Here is a 26,104-nt window from a genome sequence, read left to right on the forward strand (position 1 = left end):
GACGATTGTAAGAACTCCGCGCATATTTTTGAGCTGAGAAGCGAATATTACTTATGTAATGACCATCTCTCATAACTCAAAGGAGGCTTCTTACAATGGCTACAGTACTTAAGGTATTTGATAAGTGGAAAGAATTCCTGGCAGAGCGTGTCAGCCAAGCTGGACAAGCTGGGATGAGCGATGAAATCATCTCGAAGCTCGCTTTTCAAATCGGTGAATTTCTAGCAACTAAAGTGGATCCGGAGAATGAGCAAGAACGTTTGCTCAAAGAGCTATGGGACGCAGGGGATGAGCAAGAAAAACGCACAATCGCCCGCCTCATGGTAAAATTAGTAGACAAAGGGTAATAACCGTTTTACAATTCAATAGGGTACTATGTGAAAGCCTCCTTCTTTCGGAGGCTTTTGCACGCTTTCTAAGGTAGAAAGGAATCGAAGTCATGGTAATCAAACGTTCTTTGCTTCTTGTTTTGCTCTTATCGATTTTTATAACAGGTTGTGGTAGTCGGGGAATTCCTGTCATTAAGCAGGAGTTAATGGATAAGAAATTGTCTGTCTTGATGCTTTCAAGCGCCAGCTTGTCGGATACGGCGAAGCAATCCGTCGGGAATGCCCTTCAGAGATGGAGAAACGTCAATTTCATCGCCTATGATTGGTTCAAAGATTTGAATGCGATTGATGACGCTGTGCTTGCCAAATTGAAAGCGAGTTCTTACGATTACATTTATGTCATTGGCAACGATTTATTTCCTTCCGCCAATGCCGTGATTCAGCAAGGGCTCACTACGGGTAAATGGACACTAGTACAAAGCAAGCTTGACCCGGCTGGAACCGCTAATGGTGCCATCGATCAAGCGGCATTCCTGCAAATTGACGCAGGGCAGATTGAGGGCTTGAAAACCAAATGGATTCAAGATTTGTTAGCGCAAAATGTGACCGTCGAATGGGTGACGCGCAGCGACCGTCCGATCCCGTCGGAATGGGCGCCATCCGAGGAGTCCGACCATATCGTTCTCCTCGATAACAATGAGCAATGGTTCCAGCAGTTATCGTTCCAGACTAGACAGCATTCCGCCAGCTGGATCATTTTCTATTCGCCTGCAACGGAAGCGCAGCTGCAAAGAGCGAAAACATTGGGCGTCTCGGTAATCGATGTTTCCAACGCGCTGTCGGCAGATTTGAATTGGGACCAGATTCTGGAGAACCGTTTGGCGGTAATGGTCAACCATTCCTGGCAAAAAGGTTCTTTAAGTTATAATGCTCAAGAATTGACGACCTTGAAAATGAATTAATTTTCATGTGCAAGAGCAGGAAAATGACGAAATTTGTAGAAATTTAATATGTATGAATTAAGTAACGATTCGTTTGTTACAGATTGCGATGAGGTGGAAGAATTGGACGTTAAAGAGTGGTACATGGAGTACAAAATTCACAAGAACCGTCCGGGTTTGTTAGGGGACATCGCATCCTTGATGGGGATGCTCGACATTAATATTGTGACCATTAACGGGGTTGAAGACCGCACCCGCGGGATGCTGCTTCAGACCAACGATGAAGAAAAAATTGACTTAATGGGTAAAATGTTAAAAAAAGTAGATAATATTACTATTACTGCTCTCAGACCGCCTAAACTTGTTGATATTTTGGCGGTTCGCCATGGACGGTATATCGAGCGCGATTCCGATGACCGTAAAACGTTCCGCTTCACGCGCGATGAACTGGGGCTGCTGGTTGACTTCCTCGGCGAGATTTTCAAAAGAGAAGGCAATCAAGTGGTAGGTCTTCGCGGCATGCCGCGTGTCGGTAAAACCGAATCGATCATCGCAGGCTCCGTATGCGCGAACAAACGCTGGACGTTCGTCTCGTCCACGTTATTGAGACAAACGGTTCGTAGCCAGCTATCCGAGGACGAGATGACCACGAACAACGTGTATATTATCGACGGTATCGTATCGACGATTCGCTCGAATGAGAAGCATCATGGTCTGCTGCAGGAAATTATGGCGATGCCGTCCACGAAGGTGATTGAGCATCCCGATATATTTATTCGCGAATCCGAATACACATATAATCACTTTGATTATATTATCGAGCTTCGCAACAGTCCGGATGAAGAAATTAATTACGATTCTTTTACGTATACATCCGAACCTTTTTAAGATTTGTAACGTCATTAAATAAATAAGATTCCCGCGGGGAGGTGACCATGATGTCTGATCTTGGATACATTTTACGAAAGGCACGACTGGAAAGAAAGATTTCGCTTGACGATCTGCAGGAAGTGACGAAGATTCGCAAGCGGTATTTGGAAGCGATCGAGGAAGGGAACTACAAGGTGCTTCCCGGCAGCTTTTATGTACGAGCTTTTATCAAAAGCTATGCGGAAGCGGTAGGACTGGATCCAACGGAAGTGCTGAATATGTACCAATCGACGAATCCTTCGCCAGTGGTGGAGAAGCCGGTTGTAGAGACGATTCGCAAGAATCGAACGAGTGTTCGGAATACGGAGAAGATGAGCCGCTGGGCGTCCAGCGTGATGTTTATATGCTTCATTTTGCTCATTTTCGGTATCGTGTATTACTATACATATAAGAATTATAAGGGAACGCCGGCAGAGGAGAAGCCTTCACAAACGCAATCTCCGAGAATCACGGATTCGACGAATCCAGGAGCAGGCACGGCTCCGAATACGACTACGAATGCGTCCAGTGACGGTAAAGTGGTGCCTCTTTCGTCCACGGCGCCAACACCGACACCAACGCCTACACCAACCCCTCCGGCTGTTCAAGTGAAGTTCAGCAGTAACGAGAAGGGTGTAGACAACTATACGATTACCGGATCGGCAAACTTGAATATTCAATTGAAAATCAACGGCTCATGCTGGATTCGAGTCGATTCGCTAAATGAAGGCGGCGGCAAGGAAATGCTTAGACAAAAGCTGTACAAAGCCGGTGACACGGATTCGTTCGATCTGACAACTTCCGCATACTTGAATGTTGGGGCGGCCAGCGCGCTGGAGCTGACAGTGAACGGCACCGTCGTGCCTGTCGGCGATACGCCTAACCCGAAGCGGGTACAGCTGAACCTGCAGAAAAGCTAGCTTTTTGGCAATTCCTGCGCTTTCCCGGGTAATTGAAATATTTCCTCATGAGCATCCTGAGCCGACGGTTCGGGATGTTTCTTTTTACTACACTTCTTGCTATAATGCTAGTGTAATTTCATGGAAAGGGTGTTTGACTCGATGAGTTCAGAAAGCTCGTTTGATATCGTATCCAAGGTGGATATGCAAGAATTGAACAATGCCATTCAGCAGGCGGAGAAAGAAATTCAGACCCGCTTTGATTTTAAAGGCAGTAAGAGTTCCATCAAGCTGGAGAAAGATCAGTTGGTCGTAACGTCCGATGACGAATTTAAGCTTCAGAATGTGCTCGATATTTTGCATGCCAAAATGACCAAACGCGGAATTTCAATCAAAAATCTCGACTACAGCAAGGTTGAACCAGCTGCCGGATCGACCGTCAGACAGAAAATCAGCATGAAACAAGGCGTTGATCAGGAAAATTCGAAGAAGATCAATACCCTCATCCGGGATTCCAAGCTGAAAGTGAAAACACAGGTACAAGGCGATCAAATCCGTGTCACAGGAAAGAGCCGGGACGATTTGCAAGCCGTTATCGCACTGCTGCGCAAAGCCGATATCCCTCTCGATCTGCAATTCGTTAACCTGAAATAGTCATACATAAGAGGTTCATTGATGAGAAACCCCCTAGATTTAGGGGGCTTTTAATTTTGACACCCTATATGGCTTGTATTATACTTGTAAAGAGTGTTTTTAGGACTATTGGAGGTTGTTTTTCACATGACAGAAAAGGTTAAGGTGGTAACCCTCGGATGCGAAAAGAATATGGTCGACTCCGAGATTATGGCAGGGCTTATACATGGACGAGGCTTCCAGCTTGTTGAGAACAAGGAAGAAGCTACGGTTATTATCGTGAACACTTGCGGGTTCATCGATGCAGCGAAAGAAGAATCCGTGAATACAATTTTGGATATGGCCGAATTGAAAGAAACAGCGAATCTTAAAGCGCTTATCGTATCGGGGTGTTTGACACAGCGCTATAAGAAGCAGCTGCTAGACGAAATGCCGGAGATTGACGGTATTGTGGGAACGGGGGATTTTGATAAAATCAACGAGATCGTAGACGAGGCGCTTCGGGGCAAAAGACCTTTCCTCGTTGGGAATCCGGTCTTTAATTATGATGCGGACCTGCCTAGACTCGTTACTACGCCGCGCTATACAGCCTATGTGAAGATCGCCGAAGGCTGTGACAACGCCTGCACCTTCTGCTCCATCCCGATTATGCGCGGAAGCTTCAAAAGCAGAAGCATGGAGTCGATCGTTGCCGAGGTCGCTAACCTGGCCTCCCAAGGCGTCAAAGAAGTTAGCTTGATCGCACAAGATTCTACGAATTACGGTACGGATCTGTATGATCGTTTCATGCTGCCTACTTTGTTGAATAAAGTGAGCGAAGTGGAAGGCATCGAATGGGTACGTCTGCATTATGCCTATCCTGGCTTCTTCAGCGATGAATTAATCGAAGTCATGGCTACTAACCCTAAGGTTTGCAAATATATCGATATGCCGCTGCAGCACAGCGAGGATTCGATTCTGAAGCGGATGCGCCGTCCTGGCCGCCAGAAGGATACGCGTGAATTGGTGCGTAAGATTCGCGAAGCGATTCCGGATGTTGCTCTGCGTACGTCGCTCATCGTCGGTTTCCCGGGAGAAACGGAGCAAGACTTTGAGAATTTGAAAGAGTTTGTGCGTGAAGTGCAATTTGACCGTCTCGGTGTGTTCACCTATTCCAAAGAGGATGATACGCCAGCGGCGCGCTTGCCTGATCAAGTTCCGGACGATGTGAAGGAATATCGTGCGAACACGATTATGGAAATTCAACGCCAAATTTCGAATCTCCGCGGAGGTCGCCGCATCGGTCAAGAGATCGACGTGTTGATCGAGAAGTATGACGGCAGAAGCGACGTGTATGTTGGCCGCTCGCAATTCGATGCTCCGGAGATCGACGGAGAAGTATTCGTATCCAACGGCCATCAGCTGAAAATCGGTGAACTCGCCAAAGTTCGCATTACCCACTCTTATGAGTTTGACTTATCCGGGGAGGTTATTGCATGAACCTGGCCAACCGCATCACCGTGGCGAGGATATTACTAGTACCGATCATCATGTTTTTTCTCTTGATTAAGGTCAAATTTCCTCATATACGGATAGAGGAGTTTAGCATTACGTATAATCAAATTATTGCTGCTTTAATTTTCATTATTGCAGCGAGCACGGACAGCTTGGACGGTTACATCGCCCGCAAACGCAATCTTGTCACCAACTTGGGCAAGCTGCTTGACCCTTTGGCGGATAAGCTGCTTGTTACGGCTGTGCTCGTATCGCTCGTGGAAATGGATAAAGTGGATGCTTGGATCGTCATTGTCATCATCAGCAGGGAATGGGCAGTAACAGGACTACGCCAAATCGCGCTTCTGGAAGGGACAGTGATGGCGGCCAGCAAGTGGGGGAAAGCGAAGACGGCGGCTCAGATTACTGCCATCATTGCGCTACTTATCAATAATTTTCCGTTTACGTTTTTGCATATTCCCTTTGATGTCATAGCCAGTTGGGCAGCGGCCATCATAACGGTTTACTCAGGCATTGAGTATTTTGTCAAAAACAAACATGTCATAGACTTTTCAGAAAAGACACAATAGGGCGACCTATTGGTTTTTTTCTATTCAGGAGGCGGCTTGGATGAAAGCAGAAATCATCGCAATTGGAACAGAGCTCTTGTTGGGGCAAATCGTGAATACGAACGCCCAATTCCTGTCCAGGGAATGCGCAGCGATCGGTGTAGACATGTATTTCCAGACCGTTGTCGGAGACAACGAGCAAAGACTGCTGGAAAGCTTCAAATTAGCCGCCTCAAGGGCGGATGTGGTCATCTGTACGGGAGGGCTTGGGCCGACGCAGGACGACCTGACGAAGGATGTCCTAGCGGCGTACGCAGGCCGCCAGCTGCTTATCCACGAGCCGTCGATGAAGGCCATCGCGGAAATGTTCCAGAGCCGCGGCATCCATATGGTCGAAAGCAACAGACGCCAGGCACTGATGATCGAAGGCAGCGACCCGCTGTATAACGAGACGGGGCTGGCCGTCGGGAATGCCTTCACGTTCGAAGGGACGCATTTCATTCTTCTTCCCGGACCGCCCAAAGAAATGAAACCGATGTTCACGAAATATGCGGTACCTTGGCTTCGCGGGGTAATGAGTGAGGAAGTTCCGCTGTATTCCAAAATGCTGAAATTCGCCGGGATCGGCGAATCGAATTTGGAGCATGAATTAATAGACTTAATTCATGCCCAGACGGATCCTACCATCGCACCGTATGCCAAGGAAGGAGAGGTCACGATCCGCTTAACGACGCGGGCTCATACCGCGGATGAAGGGGAGCGGAAGCTGTTCGCGACCGAGCAGGAAATTCGCAGCCGTCTAGGCCAGCATATTTATGCCGATGAAGACGTCCCGATCGAAGCGATCGTGCTACAACTCCTTGGCGAGCAGCAGATGACGCTGGCCGTCGCCGAAAGCTGCACAGGCGGCTTGCTAAGCGATATGCTTACTTCGATACCCGGGAGCTCCCGATCGTTCCTTGGCGGAATCATCGTATACTCCAACGCGCTGAAGCATAAGCTGCTCGGCGTTCCGATGGAAGTGTTGGAAGGCGAAGGGGCGCCCGGCGCGGTCAGCCAAGAGACGGCGGAGCTGCTCGCCGAACATCTGCTGACGGTGACGGGAAGCGATTATGGCCTTTCTGTAACGGGAGTGGCTGGACCCGATCCTTCGGAAGGCAAGCCGGTAGGGCTTGTTTACGTGGGATTCGCTCAGAAGAATAGGGAAACGCAAGTATTCACGCTGCAGCTTTCCGGAAACCGCGAGTCTATCAAGCACAGAGCCGCCAAAAGCGCACTCTATCAACTCTGGAAACGCTTGAAAGAAAGCAAGAACTAGCCTATAATTGAAAGAGTGTTGACGGAAGAACCGTAGCAAAGCGATAACTTTGTTACGGTTTTTTGTTTGTTCGCGAAAAAGTCGAATGTATGTTCGAAAAAGTACTTGGCAAACACCCAAAAACAAGTTATCATATACCTATAATGATAGAAGGAAGTGAGTGTTTTGACAGATCGTCGCGCCGCACTTGATAATGCATTACGACAAATTGAGAAACAGTTCGGAAAAGGCTCCATCATGAAGCTTGGAGAGTCAACACATATGCAAGTTGAAACGATCTCAAGTGGTGCGCTAGCACTTGATATTGCGCTTGGAATAGGTGGATTCCCGAGAGGCAGAATTATTGAAGTATACGGCCCTGAATCTTCAGGTAAGACAACAGTAGCCTTACATGCCATTGCAGAAGTACAAAAGGTTGGCGGACAAGCAGCATTCATCGACGCGGAGCACGCCTTGGATCCTTCTTATGCAAGTAAGCTCGGCATTAACATAGATGAGCTTTTGCTTTCCCAGCCGGATACGGGGGAGCAAGCTTTAGAAATCGCAGAAGCGCTAGTACGAAGCGGTGCAGTAGATATCATCGTTATCGACTCCGTTGCGGCACTTGTGCCGAAAGCCGAGATCGAAGGCGAGATGGGGGATTCTCACGTAGGTTTACAAGCTCGTTTGATGTCCCAAGCTCTTCGTAAGCTTTCCGGTGCTATTAACAAATCCAAAGTTATTGCGATTTTCATTAACCAATTGCGTGAGAAAGTCGGCGTGATGTTCGGGAATCCAGAGACAACGCCAGGTGGCCGCGCATTGAAGTTCTACTCCTCGGTCCGACTGGATGTGCGTCGCGTAGAAACCATCAAACAAGGCAATGACATGGTTGGTAACCGGACAAGAATTAAAGTCGTTAAGAATAAAGTGGCACCTCCGTTTAAACAAGCGGAAGTCGACATTATGTACGGCGAAGGGATTTCGCGTGAAGGCAGTATTATCGATATTGCGACTGAGATGGATATCGTAAATAAGAGCGGTGCGTGGTACTCCTATGAAGGGGAGCGTCTCGGACAAGGCCGTGAGAACGCGAAGCAATTCTTGAAAGAGAATCAGGCCATCGCTGGAACTATTGAACAGAAAATTCGTGAGAACAGCAATTTAATTATTGCGGTCGGGCCGAACGTTGACGAGGAAGACGATGAGTTAGAAGCGGCTTTCGAATAAAGCTCGCATATATCATATTAGGGGAAGCACCTTTAACCTTGGGTTAGGGTGCTTTCGTTCATTAAGGAGCTGAAAGAACGTGGAGCGGGAAGAGCAGCAGCCGACTATCATTACCAAGGTTGAGAAGCAAAAGCGGGGCAAGCATCGTTATAATATATTTCTGAATGAAGAGTATGCGTTTTCGGTGCATGAAGATATTTTGATCAAACATCGCTTGGCGAAAGGGGAGAATGTCAATCTCCAAGAGATTGAAAAGATTATTGAGGACGAGGAGCGCAATAATGCTTATATGAAAGCAATTCGGGTGATCGGCCGGAGACCGCATTCGTCCAGCGAGTTGAAGCGCAAACTCAAAGAGAGCGGATACGAACTGCCGATTGTGGAATGGGTGCTCCACAAGTTAGATCAGCAAAAATATCTCAACGATGAAGAATTCGCGAAGATGTGGACGGAGAGCCGGGTCATCTCTCAGAAGAAAGGCCGCAATCTGGTTCGGCAGGAGTTGGAACAGAAGGGCATTCACAAGGACTTGGTGAAGCATGCATTGGAGCATATTAACCCCGAGGATGAGTTGGCGGGAGCGTTGAAGCTGGCCCAGACGAAGTGGAAGACGACGTCAGGAGAGCCATTCGATAAACGCAGGAAAACAGCGGCGTTCCTCATGCGAAGAGGTTATACGGGTTCCGTTGTCAACAAGGTGCTTAGCCAAATTAGCAGCGATGCAGGCGAGGAGGAATTTGAAATTTCCGACGACTACTTTTAATAGTTAATGCCATTAAACATGTGGCAGAATTAGTTAATGGCATTAACTATTTGAGGCGGTATGGAGCGACTGCCAAGTTCATCCGAGGACAATCGCTTGACAAGCTTCTTCGACAAAAGATAAAATAACAGTGTATATTTTCATAATGTATTCAAAATCATACTAATTTCATTGATTTTGAGGGGACAGCTGTAAAAACCGCCAATTTTTACGCTGTTGATTATGGATTATTAGCACTATAGTGCCTCTAAGGCGCGGTGCGCATTCCTTTAAGAGCCATTTGGGTATGTAATGAAAGTTTAACAATTAAAAATCGGATCAAAAAACCGAACGGAATCCCAGGCTAACACCTTGGAGAAACCAACGAGGAGGTGAACAAGATGATGACTTTCATCTGGATCGCGATCATTCTCATTGTTGGAGCTGCATGCTTAGGGATTGGTTATTTTATCCGTAAATCTCTTGCAGAAGCGAAAATTTCCAGTGCTGAAGAAGCCGCTGAGCAGATTAGAGAAGCTGCTAAGAAAGAAGCAGATGCACTGAAAAAAGAAACGGTTCTGGAAGCGAAGGACGAAGTGCACAAGCTTAGGTCCGAAGCTGAAAAAGACATTCGTGAACGTCGGAATGAAATTCAACGACAAGAAAGACGATTGTTGCAAAAAGAGGAATCGCTGGATAAAAAATTAGAATCTCTCGAGCGTAAAGAAGAGCAAGTTGCCAACAAAGAGAAGCGGATCGAGGATACGCAAAATCAAATTGATCAGCTTTATAAGAGCCAGGTTTCGGAGCTAGAGCGAATTTCCGGACTTACCATGGAAGAAGCGAAGAGCATCATTCTTACCAATGTGGAGCAGGAAGTGCGTCACGAAACTGCACAGCTTATTAAGGAAATCGAAACGCAGGCCAAAGAAGATGGCGATAAGAAAGCTCGTGAAATCATCACGCTCGCCATTCAACGTTGTGCCGCAGATCATGTTGCGGAGACGACCGTTTCCGTTGTTTCATTGCCAAATGAAGAAATGAAAGGCCGCATCATCGGTCGTGAGGGACGGAATATCCGCGCATTGGAAACTTTGACGGGGATCGACCTTATTATTGACGATACGCCAGAGGCAGTTATTTTATCTGGATTTGATCCAATCCGACGTGAAATTGCACGCACATCTTTGGAGAAGCTTGTTGCGGATGGACGGATTCATCCTGCACGCATCGAAGAGATGGTGGAGAAGTCCCGTAAGGAAGTGGACGAACGGATCCGCGAATACGGCGAGCAAGCGACGTTCGAGGTTGGTGTTCACGGGCTGCATCCTGACTTGATCAAGATTTTGGGTCGACTGAAATTTAGAACAAGCTATGGTCAGAACGTGCTGAAACATTCCATGGAAGTAGCTTATCTGGCTGGTCTGATGGCTGGAGAGCTCGGGGTAGACGTAACTTTGGCGAAACGTGCCGGGCTTCTTCATGATATCGGTAAGGCGCTTGACCACGAGGTAGAAGGATCTCACGTAGAAATCGGCGTAGAGATTGGTAAGAAATACAAGGAGCATCCAATCGTAATTAACAGTATTGCTTCGCACCATGGCGATGTTGAAGCAACTTCGGTGATTGCGATGTTGGTCGGAGCGGCGGACGCCTTATCGGCTGCCAGACCTGGAGCACGCAGAGAAACACTCGAGACTTATATTAAGCGTTTGGAGAAGCTCGAAGAAATATCGGAATCCTTTGAAGGTGTTGAGAAATCTTACGCCATTCAAGCAGGCCGCGAAGTACGCGTCATGGTTCAACCGGAGAAAGTGGATGACACCGAAGCGTTCCGCTTAGCCCGTGATATTACCAAAAAAATCGAGGGTGAACTCGATTATCCGGGACATATTAAGGTTACGGTCATTCGTGAAACACGAGCTGTTGAATACGCGAAATAGAGTAGACTATGCGAAAAGTGGCTGATACAGCCACTTTTCCTTATTTTCAGGCGGTCCATATGAGTGCTGCTGAAATGACATAAAGGAGTTACAACTGTTATGAAAATTGTATTTATCGGTGATATTGTCGGATCTGTAGGGCGTAAAGCATTGAAAAACGTCATGCCGCGATTGAAACAAGCCTATCCGCACGCTGTTTTTATTGCCAATGGAGAGAACGCGGCGGCAGGGAAAGGGATTACCTCGGCTATCGCTAAGGAAATCTATGAGATGGGCATTCAGGCCTTGACAATGGGCAATCATACATGGGATCAGAAGGAGATATTCGATTTCATCGACAAGGACGAGAAGATGGTGCGTCCGGCTAACTTTCCGCCGGGAACGCCAGGCAGGGGACATACGGTCATTAAGGTCAAAGACCAGGAACTGCTTATTATCAATCTGCAGGGCCGGACGTTCCTGCCGCCGATTGATTGTCCTTTCCGCAAAGCGGATGAAATTCTGGATGCTCAGAAGAAGAAGCACAAGTTCGTATTCGTCGACTTTCATGCCGAGGCAACGTCGGAGAAAATTGCGATGGGCTGGCATTTGGACGGGCGGGTATCGGCTGTCGTAGGAACGCATACGCATGTGCAGACGAATGACAATCGTGTTCTACCGCAAGGGACCGCTTACGTGACGGATGTCGGCATGGTAGGCCCGCGGGACGGCATTCTCGGCGTCGAGCGCAGTGCGGTACTGCAGAAGTTCAAGACGCAGCTTCCTGTGCGTTTCGTGACGGATGAAGGCAAGTGGCATTTCCATGCAGTGGTCATTGATCTTAACGACCAAACGGGACTAGCCAAAGATATTCAGCTTATCCGTTACGATGAAGATCAAGTATTCATGGATTGATCAACTTTCAGAATATTGCAACAATTCATTTTGATTGGAATGTCATGTTTGGGCATGCTCCGGAATATGATGGGTAATGGAACTATCCATCATTCCCGAGGAGGTACTATTCATGGATGTATTAAAAGTTTCAGCAAAATCCAATCCAAACTCCGTTGCCGGTGCATTGGCAGGCGTTTTGCGAGAGCGCGGAGCTGCAGAGCTCCAAGCGATCGGTGCAGGCGCCCTCAACCAAGCCATTAAAGCAGTAGCTATCGCAAGAGGATTTGTGGCGCCTAGCGGAGTTGACTTAATTTGTGTACCAGCCTTCACAGATATCGTGATTGACGGGGAAGATCGGACGGCCATCAAACTTATCGTAGAGCCTAGGTAACGACATTCCCATACATAATGCACACAGCCTGTTTACCTTGTAGACAGGTTTTTTATTTTGTCTTGCAACTCAATTGACGAGGAGGCTGAAGACATGAGAATTGTGGATACTCATTGCGATGCGTTGACGAAGCTGTATGCGAATCCCAAACTTGATTTTGCCAAGGAAGAACAAGAGCTGGACGTCAGCTACCCCAGGCTGCGGCAGGGCGGTGTGAAGGTCCAATGCTTTGCCATCTATTTATCGGATACCATTCAGCATCCTACGTTCGATCATATTTTGCAAATGGTTGATATTTTCCATCGGCAGGTCGTCCGTCATCCCGGGATGCGGTTTATTCAGAATGTGAAGGACTGGCACGAAGTCGAAGCAAGCGGGCTGACGGGGGCAATCCTTACTCTTGAGGGGTTGGATGCAATCGCCGGCAATATGACGCATCTGCGTATCCTCTATCATCTAGGGGTAAGGAGCATCGGATTGACGTGGAACTATGCCAATTGGGCTGCGGACGGTGTTATGGAGCCGCGTAAAGGCGGGTTCACAAGAAAAGGGAAGCTCATGTTAAGAGAATTAGAAACTATGGGTATAATAGCAGATGTATCACATTTGTCGCCCGCGGCGTTTTGGGAAATGATCGAGGCTTACAACAAGCCGTTTATCGCTTCACACTCGAACGCCCAGAAAATATGTCCTCATCCAAGAAATTTATCAGACGAACAAATTAAAGCTATCATACAATGTCAGGGACGAATCGGGCTGACGTTTGTACCCTATTTTGTGGATAGTGTGAACATGACGGTTCCCGTAACAGCCATGCTCAAACACATCGATCACGTCTGTTCATTAGGAGGAGAAGGGCATATTGGCTTCGGATCGGACTTTGACGGCATTGAACAATGGATCAAGGGATTAAGGCACACGGGACAATACGGAAACTTAGTCGAGGCTTTATGCAAAAACTATAGAGAGGCGCAAGTCGAAGCTTTTTTGTATGGAAATTGGCGGAATTTCATGCTGGCGAATCTTCCGAAATGAAAACTGAAGATCGATCTAAAATTGATATGGGTTCGATCTAAAAACTCTATCTTTTAGATTTGTTTGAACCCCTTGCAATTTGCTTCATAAAGGCATAGAATTTGGTTGACAAGTGAAAGAAATTTTTTATTGCATCATCTTTATTTACTAGGAATTTAGCTAATTCAATGTCTTCGAGCAGCTACAATCAAAAGGAGTGGACGTACGGTGATTAGTCAGTTATCTTGGAAAATCGGAGGTCAACAGGGGGAAGGGGTCGAAAGTACAGACCGTATCTTCTCTACTGCATTGAACCGTCTCGGTTACTATTTGTATGGGTACCGTCATTTCTCTTCACGGATTAAGGGGGGACATACAAATAACAAGATTCGCATCAGCACCAAACCGATTCGCGCAATTTCAGACGATTTGGACATCCTGGTCGCATTTGACCAAGAAAGTATCGATTTCAACGCTCATGAGCTTCGTGAGAACGGCGTAATCGTCGCAGATGCCAAATTCAATCCGGTATTACCTGAAGGAATTAAAGCTCGCTTGTTCCCTGTACCGATCACAGCGATCGCAGAAGAACTTGGTACATCCCTATTTAAGAACATGGCCGCATCAGGTGCATCTTGGGCGCTGCTCGGTTTGCCTCTTGATGTGTTTAATAAAGCTGTAGAAGAAGAGTTCGGACGTAAAGGTGCAGCTGTTGTTGAGAAGAACGTCGAAGCAGTGCGTAAAGGTGCTGAATCCGTTCTTGAATTGGCAGGCGGCCCGATCGCTGACTTCCAACTTGAGCCGGCTGACGGCAAACAGAAATTGTTCATGATCGGTAACGATGCGATCGCTCTTGGCGCAGTAGCGGCAGGCTGCCGTTTCATGCCAGCATATCCGATCACACCGGCTTCCGAGGTGATGGAATATCTGATCAAAGCGCTTCCTAAATTCGGCGGCACGGTCATTCAGACCGAGGACGAAATCGCAGCATGCACAATGGCAATCGGCGCTAACTACGCAGGTGCGCGTGCACTGACGGCTTCAGCAGGTCCTGGTCTTTCCTTGATGATGGAAGCGATCGGTCTTGCAGGTATGACGGAAACTCCGGTTGTTATCGTCGATACGCAGCGTGGCGGTCCAAGTACAGGTCTTCCAACGAAACAAGAGCAATCCGACTTGAACGCGATGGTGTACGGTACGCACGGTGAAATCCCGAAAATCGTATTGTCTCCAAGCACAATCGAGGAATGCTTCTACGATACAATCGAAGCTTTCAACTTGGCTGAGAAATACCAATGCCCGGTTATTCTTATGACAGATCTTCAGCTTTCCCTGGGTAAACAGTCCGCAGAAATGCTGGATTACAACCGCATCGTTATCGACCGCGGCAACCTGGTGACAGAAGCTCCTGAGCTGACAGACAACCAATTGTTCAAACGTTATGAGTTCACAGCGAACGGTATTTCTCCTCGCGTAGTCCCAGGCGTGAAGCATGGGCTTCACCACGTAACAGGGGTTGAGCACGACCAAACAGGCCGTCCTTCCGAGAGCACAGAAAACCGTCAAAAAATGATGGATAAACGTCTTGAGAAGCTGAAACACATTCAAGTGACAGACGCGATCAAAGTAGACGCTCCGCATGAGAACCCAGACCTCTTGATTATCGGTATGGGATCCACCGGCGGTACTATCGATGAAGCTAGACGCCGCGTTGAGAAAGAAGGCATCAAAACGAATCACGCGACTGTACGTTTGATTCATCCGTTCCCGGCCGAGCAGCTGAGACCGTATATTGAGAAAGCTAAGACAGTAATCGTTGTTGAGAACAATGCGACAGGTCAACTAGCCGATCAAATTAAACTGCATGTCGGTCATGCAGATAAAATTAAGAACGTTCTGAAATATAACGGTAATCCGTTCCTTCCAGCAGAGATCGAACAAAAATGTAAGGAGTTGACTTTAGCATGGCAACATTAAAAGATTTTCGTAACAATGTAAAGCCAAACTGGTGCCCAGGATGCGGAGACTTCTCCGTACAAGCAGCTATTCAGCGTGCAGCAGCTAACGTTGGTTTGGAACCTGAAGGTTTGGCTATCGTATCCGGTATCGGTTGTTCCGGCCGTATCTCCGGTTACATCAATGCGTACGGCTTCCATGGTATTCACGGCAGATCGCTGCCGATCGCTCAAGGCGTGAAAATGGCTAACCGCGATCTGACAGTTATCGCTTCCGGCGGTGACGGTGACGGCTTCGCGATCGGTATGGGTCACACGGTGCATGCGATTCGCCGCAACATCGACGTTACTTACATCGTTATGGATAACCAAATTTACGGTTTGACGAAAGGTCAAGCTTCCCCGCGAAGTGCGGAAGGCTTCAAAACGAAATCAACGCCTCAAGGTACTATCGAGTCCGCGATTTCTCCGCTAGAAGTAGCGATGGCTGCGGGTGCAACGTTCGTAGCTCAATCCTTCTCCAGCAACTTGAAACAGCTGACAGCAGTGATCGAAGCGGGTCTGAACCACAAAGGGTTCTCCTTGATCAACGTATTCAGCCCTTGCGTAACGTTCAACAAAGTGAACACGTATGACTGGTTCAAAGAAAACATCGTAGACTTGGATGAAATTCCTGACTATGATTACACGAACCGCGTAATGGCAATGACCAAAATCATGGAAACCAATTCCATGCTGACTGGTATCATTTACCAAAACAAAGATAAGAAGAGCTATGAAGATTCTATTCCGAACTTCGCGAAAGAAGGACTTTCGAAACAAAATCTTCAACTTTCAGAAGCGGATTTCAACAAAATGCTCACTGAATTTAAATAAACGTTCCACCTTAAGGGCATATGGAGATACTCCGTATGCCCTTTTTGCCGAGCGGCAATACTGACATCTATACAACGATAACTATACATAAAAGGATGATGATCAATGAAAACCGTACCCGTAGGCGTTTCAGCCCGACATATACATTTGACTCAAGAGCATGTGGAAGCTTTATTCGGAGCAGGCCATGAGCTGACGCATTTTAAAGACCTGTCACAGCCAGGTCAATACGCAGCCCAAGAAACGGTTGCCATCGTAGGACCAAAAGGCAGAATGGAAAAAGTAAGAATTCTGGGTCCAGTGCGCCCGGCATCTCAGATTGAAATATCTCGAACCGATGCATTCTCGCTCGGTGTGCATCCTCCAGTTCGCGAATCAGGCAAGATCGAAGGAACACCCGGACTTCGCGTTGTAGGCCCAGCCGGTGAAGTGGAGCTGAGCCAAGGCGTCATTGTCGCAGCGAGACATATTCATTTCCATACGAGCGATGCGGAGAAGTGGGGCATTCAAGACAAGCAGCTGCTTCGTGTCAAAGTGAACGGGGAGCGGCCATTGATATTCGAAAACGTCATTGCCCGAGTGTCCGATCAGTTCGCGCTGGATATGCACATTGACACCGATGAGGGGAATGCTGCAGGAGTGAAAACAGGAGATCTCGCTGAGATTATCGATTGATCCGACAGGGCTTTTTCACACTTATGCCAATTTCCTTTTGTACTAAATAGGCTTGTGATGTTATAATAAAAGTTGCGTAATTATTGATGAATGACGTAAGTTTTACCAACGCATAACGCTTAGGAGGAACGAAAGTGGCTAACCAAGTGAAATCCGACAAGGATTATTCCCAATATTTTCAGCCTCCTTCACTGACAGATGCTAAGAAGCGCGGAAAAGAAGAAATAGCCGTCCATTACGACTTTACTATCCCTGAGGAGATGCAGGGGTTCGGCAAGGATAAATATTATTTGATTCGCACTTACGGATGCCAGATGAACGAGCATGATACAGAAGTGATGAGAGGCTTACTGGAACAAATGGGCTATCAGTCTACGGAGGACAAGTATCTGGCAGACGTTATTCTGCTGAATACCTGCGCGATCCGCGAGAATGCTGAGGACAAAGTGTTCGGCGAGCTTGGCCATCTGAAGGCGCTGAAGGCGCAGAAGCCGGGTCTGGTGCTGGGTGTCTGCGGTTGTATGTCGCAGGAGGAAGCTGTTGTGAACCGAATCATGCAGAAGCATGCTTTCGTAGATTTGATTTTCGGTACGCACAACATTCATCGTCTGCCTGCTCTGTTGAAGGATGCCTTCTATAACAAGGAAATGGTCGTCGAGGTTTGGTCCAAAGAAGGCGATATCGTAGAGAATTTGCCTAAGAAGCGGGAGGGTATCCGCGCTTGGGTGAATATAATGTTCGGTTGTGACAAGTTCTGCACCTATTGCATCGTTCCTTATACACGCGGTAAAGAGAGAAGCCGCAGACCGCAGGACGTGCTGGCAGAAGTACGTGACCTGGCTCGTCAAGGGTTTCAGGAAATCACGCTGCTCGGACAGAATGTCAATGCCTATGGCAAAGACTTCGAAGATATCACCTACTCCTTCGCCAATCTGATGGATGATATCCGCAAGATCGATGTGCCGCGCGTTCGCTTTACGACTTCGCACCCGCGTGATTTCGATGACGATTTGATCGAAGTGTTGGGCAAAGGGGGTAACTTGGTTGAGCATATCCATCTGCCGGTTCAGTCGGGCAACACGGAAGTGCTCAAACGGATGAGCCGCAAATATTCCCGTGATCATTATCTGCAGCTGGCGCACAAAATTAAAGCGACGATGCCGGACGTCGTGCTGACGACGGATATTATCGTTGGCTTCCCCGGCGAGACGGACGAGCAGTTCGAGGAAACGATGTCGCTCTATGAGGAAGTCGGGTTCGATTTCGCGTTCACGTTTATTTATTCACCGCGTGAGGGCACGCCGGCAGCCGCAATGGAAGACAACGTTCCGATGGAAGTCAAGAAGCAGCGTCTGTACCGCTTGAATGAGCTGGTGAACGCTCACAGCAAAGCGAGCAACGACAAGCTGCTTGGCCAGACGGTGGAAGTGCTGGTCGAAGGCGAGAGCAAGAACAATGCCGATGTATTGGCTGGCCGCACGCGGACGAATAAATTAATTCACTTCACCGGTCCCAAAGAGCTTATCGGCCAAATGGTTGACGTGCAAGTCACGCATGCGCAAACCTGGATCTTGAAAGGCGAAATCGTATCGAAGCCTATGCAAATGTCCATTTAATTCGTTGCCATAATAGATAGGAGTGTGTACGAGTGTCTCACTGTGATCATCAACATAACGATAACCAACCTCATGCTTTCAAAGTTCCGGAGTATACGAACACGGAAATGATCGTTCGCGAGGATATTTTGGCGAAAGCCAAAGAATTAGCCAATCTGCTCACAACTTCGAATGAAGTGCAATTTTACCAAAAAGCAGAGAAGCAAATTTCGAACAACCCGGAAATTCAAACATTAATTAACGCCATTAAGAAAAAACAGAAGGAAATCGTCGCTTTCCAGACGTTCCAGAACGAGAAAATGGTGCAAAAGATTGAGAATGAAATCGAAGTTCTGCAAGACGAACTTGATGGCATTCCGATCGTGAACGAGTTCAAACAAACGCAAGATGACATCAACTACTTGCTGCAGCTGGTGATGTCGGTTATTCGTGACACGATTTCCGATAAGATCAACGTGGAAGCGGGAACGGCAGAAGCACCTTCCAAATGTGATTAAGATGACTTCCTGCAGGAATTTGAGAATCGCCCTCGACTCAGGCTCCGCTTGATTTGAGCGGCGATTTTTCCAAAAAACACGAAGGAGAGGTTGTCATGCTTACTGTACGTAATTTGAGCAAAGTATATCCGCCAGACAATCAGGTGCTGTCCCAAATCAGCTTTCAAGTGGATGAAGGCGAGTTCATCGCCGTTATCGGAGGCAGCGGAAGCGGGAAAACGACGCTGCTGCGCTGTATTTCTCACCAGGAGAAGTGGACAAGCGGGCAGCTGATCTATAACTCCAACGATATTACGAAGCCAGGGCCATGGGAGCGTTTCAAGTTAGGCAAAGATTTCGCTTACCTGGAAGAGAAGCCTTCGCTGAATCGAAATAAAAGCGCTGTCAAGAATGTGATGATGGGCCGTGTATTCCAAACGCCGATACGGGTACTTACAGGCATGACCTCCAGAGATGAGCACGTAGACTCCATGGATTATCTAGAGAAAGTAGGCTTGCTCGATAAAGGCGACAAGAAAGTAGGCCAGCTCAGCGGCGGGGAGCAGCAGCGCGTGGCGATCGCCAAAGCGTTGATTCTCGGTCCCAAAGTGCTAGTGGCCGACGAGCCTGTGTCGGGCTTGGATCCGAAATCGACGGAATATATTCTTCAAGATTTGAAATCATTATGCAAAGACAGGAACATGAGCGTTATTGCCTCTCTGCACAAGGTTGAATTGGCAGAACGGTTCGCGACGCGAATCTGGGGCTTATCGGAGGGCAAGATCGTACTTGACATTCCGGCCAGATCGCTGACAATGCGTGAGAAAAAGCTCATATTTGGTGAAGTATGATTAAGGTATTATTCGTCTGTTTAGGTAACATTTGTCGATCCCCTATGGCAGAAGCGGTATTTCGCCATCAGGTCAAGCAAGCGGGATTAGCGGAGCAGATCATGATTGATTCCGCAGGGACCGGCGATTGGCATATCGGTCATCCTCCGCATGAAGGAACGAGGAAAATTTTGGATCAATACCGGATTGATTACAAAGGAATGCAGGCCAGACAGGTAAGAGCTGACGATTTCATTGAATTTACATATATCATTGCAATGGATGAGAGCAACGTGAACAATTTGGCCGGATTCGCTCCTGCTGAGCGGACCGGCGAGTCGCGGGCGTCCATACACAAGCTGCTTGATTTCGCCCCAGACCGCAAGCTCAAGAACGTGCCGGATCCGTACTATACGGGAAACTTTCAGGAAGTTTATGAAATGGTGGAAGAAAGCTGTGCGCGGCTGCTTGCTTATGTGAAGGAACATCATCAGCTTACATAACTTAAGGTAAAATAGAAAAAGCAAAGGCGAGGAAAATAACTTCTCGATCTTTGCTTTTTTATTTCTATAGGATCGTTAATCCGGATCGCGCCAGGCAATCGGAGATCGCTTTGAGCATACTCGGATAAATGGGGATAATTACATCGGTCGGTCCAAGCTCGAACAAGCCGCTTCGGTTGTGCACGGTTGCCTTTTGCACATAGATGCGAAAGTGCTCGGAGCCCGGTGATAAATGGGTGGATTCTTGGCCCTTCGATCTGGAGTTGACAAATGTGATGGCTTTGAACCTCGAATTATCGTAGGGGATAATACTGATGATATCGTCAAGCTTGAAATAGTAGTTAACGTGCGGTTTATGAAGAATAAGCTCTTTGGTCGTAACCGTAAGTCCATAGTCCTTCTTCTTATGAGACATTTTCAAGTCGCCTTCCAGCGATTTGATCTGAATGAAATCCGAATTCATAGCAAAAGCCCTCCTTCACGAGTCATGTTGTTCGCGCTTGTCTTAACAGAATAACACAGATCATCACTCCTGTTAATGGAGGGACTTGGGTTCTATTTCTGATGGAAATGGATGGAGCATTGCGTGCCTTGATTAATGGCACTGTTGAAAGTGATCGTGCCGTTCATCATTTTGATGATACTCATGACGACTAACAGGCCCAAGCCTGTGCCTTGCTCTTTGGTTGTGTAGAACGGAACCCCGAGGGAGTTCAGCTGCGCTGGCGTCATGCCGACCCCCGTATCGGTGATGCTTATTTGGACAGCATCAGGCATCCGGCAGGTGCGCAGCGTGATCGTACCGCCGTCCGGCATGGATTCGATGCCATTCTTCACCAAATTCATTAAGCACTGCCGCAGCTTCTTGGATTCGCCCAAAATATAGAGCGGACCTTCGGACTCGTGCGTCGTCTCGATGACGACTCCATGGTCCGTTGCAAAAGGAGTAATGAAGCGAAGCATCGCTTCAAGCTCCTCTCTGACATCTAATTGTTCCTGTAAGCCGGAGGAAGGCTTGGCATAGTTCAAATAATCGTTGATGATGGTGTTCGCTTGATCTACGCCGGACATGGCCAATTCGACATAACGCTTATGATCGTACATCGAAAGCTCTTTGCGTTCCAGCAGCTGCAGGAAACCGCGGATCGAAGTTAGCGGATTGCGAATTTCGTGCGAGATGGTGGCGGCTAGCTGGCCGATCATGCGGTCTTTCTCCAGAGCGACGAGCTGCTGCCGGTGAAATTCATACTGCTTCACTCGGTAAAGTAAATATATGATGCCCCAGAGTGAAATAAAAGTAAACATGATGGTATACAGAGCATACAAAGTGAAGAAGGACGCAAAGCCGGCCGGCGAAAGCAGTGCATACAAGAGATGGTATACAACCATCATGCTTATGCTGAATGCGAGTTTGCGGACCAAATTCATACGTTTCAATTGGTTTCTTATGAAATAACTGCCGATTACTAGAAATGCACTGCTAAGCAGGGCCGGCTGCCAATAATAATCAAGGACCAGACCGCATCCCAGATTTAGAATCGCCCCGGTTAGTACGGCGGGCACAAGCCCTGCATACAAAATGACGGTAACTAGACAGAGGGGCAGCAAGTGAAGCGAATAAATAAGTGGATCGATCTCCGCATATTGCCAATACAATGAAATAAAAATGAGAAGTAAACATCCGAAAAGAATATGCCGCTGCTTCTCTTTATAAACGAATATAGGGGTTAAAACCATATGGATGAGGGTAGCGCTCATGAAGTAGAAAAGTCCATGCAGTTCGTGGGAAATGATCGAATGGAGCAAATCAGTGCCGTCCTTTCCGCTTGTCCGACAGTATCTTGTTTGTTTCTACATTATCTCACAGGATTTGACCTTATCAAGAGAGATGACACGTTTTGTATGCTAAAGATTTGCTAAAGATTTGATAAAGACTTATGGTGTTATCGCTATACAGCGCTGTATAATAGAAAATACGAGTCGTGCAAGCGTTTACAAATTCATTGGATTTGAAAACGAGGAGAGATGAGGATGCGGGCGTGCTCACAAGTTTGCGGTGTTGTCTTTAATCCGATTGATGATGATTATTTGAACGTTTGCGAGGAATGTGAATTTGCCGGCAAGGAGGAACAGGAAGGCGCAGAAGAGTCTGAAACGACGTCCAGCTATTATCTTGGACAATGCGGCCTTATCATCGATTATTTACTGTGAGTGCGCCTAGGCTAAAAAAAGGTTGCTTACCAGAGATTTCTTGTTACAATGAAAGTAGATTTACTATTCATACTATTCATTCTTTATGCGGTTCATTTTTGAAAGGAGACCTTGCATGGTAACTTTGCCTAAATTGAACGATCTCGGTTTTTTCGAGATACGACTGGAGTCCATCGGCGGGCTCGGTGCGAATCTGGCCGGCAAAATGCTGGCGGAAGCGGGAGTCGTTGGGGTGGGCCTGAACGGAGTCAGTTTTTCTTCGTACGGTTCAGAAAAGAAAGGGTCGGCAGTGAAAGCGCACATCCGGTTTTGCGATATGGATACGAAGATACGGGATACGACGCCCGTAGAAAGACCGCACGTTGTTGGTGTTTTTCATGAATCGCTCTCCAAAACTGTAAACGTTATCAGTGGCATCTATGAAGATAGTACTGTATTAGTAAACTCGACGAAAACACCAGATGAACTCAAGGAAAAGATGAAGCTCAAGGGCGGCACGATCGCGGTAATCGACGCGATTGGCATCGCTCTGGAGGAGAAGAACCGCGTCAATATGGCGATGCTCGGAGCACTGTTCCGGCTGTGCGATTTCCTCGACCCGGAAGTGATGAGAGGCGTTATTCGCAAATCGTTGGAGAAGAAGTATCCGCAAGCCGTAGCACCCGCCATTCGGACGTTCGATCGCGGGTTCAATGAAGTCAAGTTCCAGTCCTATTCGCTGCCCGAAGGGGAGACGATGCCGGACTTCGTCCGATTCGATACGCCTGTACTTGGCTATGAAACCCAGACGATCGGCGGCGTCATTGCCAATCCCGGCAACAGTATTCTCAAAGACCTGAGTATTTCACGTGCGGGGATGATGCCCCATTTCCATGAAGATAAATGTATTCACTGCGCTTCCTGCGATAACGTTTGTCCGGATTTCTGCTTCGTCTGGGATGAGCTTCCCGACAAGAAAGGGCGTCCGCAAATGTTCCTGCAGGGCATTGATTATCAATACTGTAAAGGCTGTCTGAAATGTGTACAGGCTTGTCCGACTGAAGCGCTCTCTAGCGAGCGGGAAGCAGACGGATATGCCGATGCACACCGTATGCCACATCGCTTCAATCTGGCTGTAAACTCTTAGAGAGTATTTATGGGAGAAGGGTGGAACTACGCGTTATGTCTATTGATATCAAGAAGGAATTAGGGCAGGCCAAGGTCGAGCAGCGCATCGTCTATGAGTCAGGCAACGAAATGGCAGCTTATGCCGCACATCAAATTAATTATCATATTATGGGGTATTTCCCGATATCACCGTCTACGGAAGTCGCCCAGTTCCTGGATTTAATGAAGTCTAACGGACAGCATGATATCGTGCTCATCCCTGCCGATGGGGAGCATGGTTCCGCAGGGATCTGTTATGGCGCATCAACAGCTGGCGGCCGTGTGTTTAACGCTACCAGCGCGAACGGTTACTTGTACATGCTGGAGCAAATGCCGGTACAATCCGGTTCCCGGTTCCCGATGGTCATGAACCTCGTTTGCCGCTCGGTCTCCGGACCCCTCAATATTCATGGAGACCATTCGGATCTTTATTATGCTCTGAATACGGGGTGGCCCATCGTGATGTGCCGCGACCCGCAATCCGTCTATGATATGAATATTATCGCACTTAAACTGGCGGAAGATCCGGCTGTGCGCTTGCCGGTACTGGTCGCCTCGGACGGTTATTTCACGTCCCATCAGAAGCGCAGAGTCCAAACCTTCGCGAATCGCGAAGATGTACACGCCTTTATCGGCGAGCAGCCGACAGGCTTCCCGGATACGTTGGATCGCAACAATCCGATTACGGTCGGTCCTTATATGAATGAACCGGACTACATTAACAACTGCTATCAGCAGAGTGTTGCCATGTACAACGCCGAAGGCGTGTATGACCGCATCCGGCAGGAGTACGCCGAGCTGACGGGCCGCGACTATCCGATTCTCGAGCTGTATCGGATGGAGGACGCGGAAGTCGCGGTGTTCCTGATGAATTCGGCCTCCGAGATCATCAAGGACGTCGTCGACCAGCTCCGCGAGAAGGGCATTAAAGCCGGATCGATCGCTCCGAATATGATCCGTCCGTTCCCCGCTAAGCAGATTGCCGAAGCTTTGCAGAACGTGAAGGCGATCACCGTCGGCGATCGCGCGGATTCTTATGGCGGCCATGGCGGCAATATGGTCAATGAAATTAAGGCGGCGCTGTTCACGCACGGGAACAGGGATACGCTTGTGATAAGCCGCATCTACGGCCTTGGCGGCAAGGACTTTTATGCCGAAGACGGGCATAACATGTTCCAATTTGCCATTGACGCCGCACAAAGCGGCAAGGTTGATGTGCCATTCGATTACTATGGCCACACGCCGGGTGATCCGGCGAAGGCGCCCAAGCGCGTGCTGACGCCGATGAAGTATGAAGATCTGAAAACCGGACTCATTACGGTCACTCCGGATGAGGCGAGCGGCAAGCTGAACGTGCGCATTCCGCCGCTGCGCGCCTTGACGAAGAAACCGAAGCGGATTGCTCCGGGACATGGCGCATGTCCGGGCTGCGGGATTTTCTCCGGTCTGGAAATGTTTTTCAAGGGAATCGAAGGAGACATTGTCTCCATCTTCCATACAGGGTGCGCAATGGTCGTTACGACAGGCTACCCGTACTCGGCGCATAAAGCGACGTATATCCATAACTTGTTCCAGAACGGAGCGGCAACTCTCTCCGGGGTCGTCGAGATGTTCTGGGAACGCAAACGCCGGGGCGAGCTGGACCATCTCGGACTCAAAGACGATTTCACCTTCGTCATGATTACCGGTGACGGCGGGATGGATATCGGAATGGGACCGGCGATCGGCGCTGCCCTGCGGAACCATAAAATGATCATCCTTGAGTATGATAATGAAGGATACATGAACACGGGGGCGCAGCTGTCCTATTCCACACCGATGGGCCACCGCACGTCGACCTCGAACGTCGGGAAGCACCAAGGCGGTAAAGTGTTCCATCATAAGGACACGGCGCAAATTATGGCGGCTACGCATATTCCATATGTGTTCACCGGATCTGAAGCCTATCCGCAGGATCTTCTGAAGAAGGCGGCGAAAGCCCAGTGGTACGCCCAGAACGAAGGCTTGGTGTACGGCAAGATTTTGATTGCTTGTCCGCTGAACTGGCTGTCTGAAGATCAAGAAGGTTCGAATATCGTCGGCGCAGCTGTAGATTCCTGCTTCTTCCCGCTGTACGAAGTGGAGCACGGCATCACGAATATCACCTATAACCCGGAGGACAAAAACAAGAAGATTCCGTTGTCGGATTGGCTGAAAACGATGGGCAAAACGAAGCATATGACGAAGCCGGAATATGAAGGCTCCCTGAAGTCGTTCGAAACGGAAGTGGAACGACGGTGGAACCAATTGAAAGCCAAGCATGAGAACGCGTATTTATAAATCGTTAATTCATTGTGCACGTATATGAATAAAGAAGGCACGTTCGCCTCTTGGTCAAGACCCCAAATTGTAGACATTGAAAAAAAGCCCTATACTGCAAGCTGGCGCCGATACTCTATCGGTGTCAGCTTGTTTAGCTTTAATTGGATACGTTCTTCATTATAAAATTGGATAAAAGCCTCAATTCGTTGTTGAGCTTCTTCAATCGAACGGATATCATATGGGTAGAGCGCTTCCGCTTTAAGATGCGA

Annotated in this window: 27 protein-coding genes; 24 read left to right on the forward strand and 3 right to left on the reverse strand. The window is 48.0% G+C overall.

Translation table 11 applies throughout. From position 1 onward, the window contains the following. Nucleotides 1–95: 95 nt before the first annotated feature. From J2X61_RS28160 to J2X61_RS28260, 21 genes are all read left to right on the forward strand, one after another. The gene (locus J2X61_RS28160) at nucleotides 96–347 is read left to right on the forward strand and encodes a DUF3243 domain-containing protein (protein ID WP_274471401.1); all 252 of its coding nucleotides are present in this window, start codon (nucleotides 96–98) and stop codon (nucleotides 345–347) included. 188 nt (nucleotides 348–535) lie between these two features. Further along, a complete protein-coding gene (locus J2X61_RS28165) occupies nucleotides 536–1,291 on the forward strand; it encodes a type 1 periplasmic-binding domain-containing protein (protein WP_274471403.1) in 756 nt (251 codons plus the stop codon). A 123-nt stretch (nucleotides 1,292–1,414) separates the two neighbouring features. Next, nucleotides 1,415–2,158, forward strand: coding sequence for a DUF3388 domain-containing protein (locus J2X61_RS28170; RefSeq protein ID WP_379240634.1), 744 nt, complete (start codon nucleotides 1,415–1,417; stop codon nucleotides 2,156–2,158). 50 nt (nucleotides 2,159–2,208) lie between these two features. Then, nucleotides 2,209–3,099: a helix-turn-helix domain-containing protein gene (locus J2X61_RS28175; RefSeq protein WP_310192708.1), complete on the forward strand. Its 891-nt coding sequence runs from the start codon at nucleotides 2,209–2,211 to the stop codon at nucleotides 3,097–3,099. 141 nt (nucleotides 3,100–3,240) lie between these two features. Next, entirely contained in the window at nucleotides 3,241–3,732 is a 492-nt protein-coding gene (locus J2X61_RS28180; RefSeq protein WP_274471406.1) for a YajQ family cyclic di-GMP-binding protein, read from the forward strand. A gap of 126 nt (nucleotides 3,733–3,858) precedes the next feature. Further along, complete coding sequence (gene rimO / locus J2X61_RS28185) at nucleotides 3,859–5,190, forward strand: 30S ribosomal protein S12 methylthiotransferase RimO (RefSeq protein WP_274471407.1); 1,332 nt, start codon at nucleotides 3,859–3,861, stop codon at nucleotides 5,188–5,190. Beyond that, on the forward strand, nucleotides 5,187–5,774 hold the full coding sequence (gene pgsA / locus J2X61_RS28190; RefSeq protein ID WP_171685931.1) for a CDP-diacylglycerol--glycerol-3-phosphate 3-phosphatidyltransferase: 588 nt from the start codon (nucleotides 5,187–5,189) through the stop codon (nucleotides 5,772–5,774). Before rimO ends, pgsA begins: the two co-directional genes overlap by 4 nt. A 40-nt stretch (nucleotides 5,775–5,814) precedes the next feature. Further along, on the forward strand, nucleotides 5,815–7,071 hold the full coding sequence (locus J2X61_RS28195; protein ID WP_274471411.1) for a competence/damage-inducible protein A: 1,257 nt from the start codon (nucleotides 5,815–5,817) through the stop codon (nucleotides 7,069–7,071). Nucleotides 7,072–7,236: 165 nt separating this feature from the next. Next, nucleotides 7,237–8,280 (forward strand): recombinase RecA, encoded by a 1,044-nt coding sequence (recA, locus tag J2X61_RS28200; RefSeq protein ID WP_274471412.1) that lies wholly within the window; start codon nucleotides 7,237–7,239, stop codon nucleotides 8,278–8,280. A 79-nt stretch (nucleotides 8,281–8,359) separates the two neighbouring features. Further along, nucleotides 8,360–9,043 (forward strand): regulatory protein RecX, encoded by a 684-nt coding sequence (locus tag J2X61_RS28205; protein ID WP_274471413.1) that lies wholly within the window; start codon nucleotides 8,360–8,362, stop codon nucleotides 9,041–9,043. 380 nt (nucleotides 9,044–9,423) lie between these two features. Further along, nucleotides 9,424–10,965 (forward strand): ribonuclease Y, encoded by a 1,542-nt coding sequence (gene rny / locus J2X61_RS28210; RefSeq protein ID WP_274471414.1) that lies wholly within the window; start codon nucleotides 9,424–9,426, stop codon nucleotides 10,963–10,965. Between the two features lie 99 nt (nucleotides 10,966–11,064). After that, nucleotides 11,065–11,859 (forward strand): TIGR00282 family metallophosphoesterase, encoded by a 795-nt coding sequence (locus J2X61_RS28215; RefSeq protein WP_274471415.1) that lies wholly within the window; start codon nucleotides 11,065–11,067, stop codon nucleotides 11,857–11,859. 112 nt (nucleotides 11,860–11,971) lie between these two features. Further along, on the forward strand, nucleotides 11,972–12,232 hold the full coding sequence (locus J2X61_RS28220) for a stage V sporulation protein S (protein ID WP_028558349.1): 261 nt from the start codon (nucleotides 11,972–11,974) through the stop codon (nucleotides 12,230–12,232). Between the two features lie 93 nt (nucleotides 12,233–12,325). Next, entirely contained in the window at nucleotides 12,326–13,267 is a 942-nt protein-coding gene (locus tag J2X61_RS28225) for a dipeptidase (RefSeq protein WP_274471418.1), read from the forward strand. Nucleotides 13,268–13,474: 207 nt separating this feature from the next. Further along, nucleotides 13,475–15,223: a 2-oxoacid:acceptor oxidoreductase subunit alpha gene (locus J2X61_RS28230; protein ID WP_274471419.1), complete on the forward strand. Its 1,749-nt coding sequence runs from the start codon at nucleotides 13,475–13,477 to the stop codon at nucleotides 15,221–15,223. Next, on the forward strand, nucleotides 15,211–16,077 hold the full coding sequence (locus J2X61_RS28235) for a 2-oxoacid:ferredoxin oxidoreductase subunit beta (protein ID WP_274471421.1): 867 nt from the start codon (nucleotides 15,211–15,213) through the stop codon (nucleotides 16,075–16,077). Before J2X61_RS28230 ends, J2X61_RS28235 begins: the two co-directional genes overlap by 13 nt. Before the next feature lie 105 nt (nucleotides 16,078–16,182). Next, a complete protein-coding gene (pduL, locus tag J2X61_RS28240) occupies nucleotides 16,183–16,752 on the forward strand; it encodes a phosphate propanoyltransferase (RefSeq protein WP_310192722.1) in 570 nt (189 codons plus the stop codon). 134 nt (nucleotides 16,753–16,886) lie between these two features. Continuing rightward, nucleotides 16,887–18,368 carry a tRNA (N6-isopentenyl adenosine(37)-C2)-methylthiotransferase MiaB gene (miaB, locus tag J2X61_RS28245; protein WP_310192724.1) on the forward strand — a complete coding sequence of 494 codons (1,482 nt, stop codon included), beginning with the start codon at nucleotides 16,887–16,889 and terminating at the stop codon, nucleotides 18,366–18,368. A 107-nt stretch (nucleotides 18,369–18,475) separates the two neighbouring features. Continuing rightward, complete coding sequence (locus J2X61_RS28250; RefSeq protein WP_274471669.1) at nucleotides 18,476–18,865, forward strand: YlbF/YmcA family competence regulator; 390 nt, start codon at nucleotides 18,476–18,478, stop codon at nucleotides 18,863–18,865. 95 nt (nucleotides 18,866–18,960) lie between these two features. After that, on the forward strand, nucleotides 18,961–19,695 hold the full coding sequence (locus J2X61_RS28255) for a phosphonate ABC transporter ATP-binding protein (protein ID WP_274471426.1): 735 nt from the start codon (nucleotides 18,961–18,963) through the stop codon (nucleotides 19,693–19,695). Then, nucleotides 19,692–20,177 carry a low molecular weight protein-tyrosine-phosphatase gene (locus J2X61_RS28260; RefSeq protein WP_274471428.1) on the forward strand — a complete coding sequence of 162 codons (486 nt, stop codon included), beginning with the start codon at nucleotides 19,692–19,694 and terminating at the stop codon, nucleotides 20,175–20,177. Before J2X61_RS28255 ends, J2X61_RS28260 begins: the two co-directional genes overlap by 4 nt. A gap of 64 nt (nucleotides 20,178–20,241) precedes the next feature. Here J2X61_RS28260 and J2X61_RS28265 read toward each other — a convergent pair whose 3' ends face one another. Beyond that, complete coding sequence (locus J2X61_RS28265; RefSeq protein WP_274471430.1) at nucleotides 20,242–20,640, reverse strand: hypothetical protein; 399 nt, start codon at nucleotides 20,638–20,640, stop codon at nucleotides 20,242–20,244. Between the two features lie 92 nt (nucleotides 20,641–20,732). Continuing rightward, nucleotides 20,733–21,983 (reverse strand): sensor histidine kinase, encoded by a 1,251-nt coding sequence (locus J2X61_RS28270; protein ID WP_274471432.1) that lies wholly within the window; start codon nucleotides 21,981–21,983, stop codon nucleotides 20,733–20,735. A 225-nt stretch (nucleotides 21,984–22,208) separates the two neighbouring features. Here J2X61_RS28270 and J2X61_RS28275 point away from each other — a divergent pair, with 225 nt between their 5' ends. The 3 genes from J2X61_RS28275 to J2X61_RS28285 all read left to right on the forward strand — a co-directional run bounded on the left by J2X61_RS28275 (nucleotide 22,209) and on the right by J2X61_RS28285 (nucleotide 25,853). Beyond that, nucleotides 22,209–22,388 (forward strand): hypothetical protein, encoded by a 180-nt coding sequence (locus J2X61_RS28275; protein WP_274471433.1) that lies wholly within the window; start codon nucleotides 22,209–22,211, stop codon nucleotides 22,386–22,388. Nucleotides 22,389–22,503: 115 nt separating this feature from the next. Then, the gene (locus J2X61_RS28280; protein WP_310192729.1) at nucleotides 22,504–23,514 is read left to right on the forward strand and encodes a 2-oxoacid:acceptor oxidoreductase family protein; all 1,011 of its coding nucleotides are present in this window, start codon (nucleotides 22,504–22,506) and stop codon (nucleotides 23,512–23,514) included. A gap of 35 nt (nucleotides 23,515–23,549) precedes the next feature. Next, on the forward strand, nucleotides 23,550–25,853 hold the full coding sequence (locus tag J2X61_RS28285; RefSeq protein WP_274471436.1) for a thiamine pyrophosphate-dependent enzyme: 2,304 nt from the start codon (nucleotides 23,550–23,552) through the stop codon (nucleotides 25,851–25,853). 89 nt (nucleotides 25,854–25,942) lie between these two features. Here J2X61_RS28285 and J2X61_RS28290 read toward each other — a convergent pair. Next, the coding region (locus J2X61_RS28290; protein WP_310192748.1) for an IS3 family transposase at nucleotides 25,943–26,104 on the reverse strand (162 nt) is incomplete at its 5' end.

This window comes from Bacillus sp. 3255 (assembly GCF_031456485.1).
Taxonomy (GTDB): domain Bacteria; phylum Bacillota; class Bacilli; order Paenibacillales; family NBRC-103111; genus Paenibacillus_E.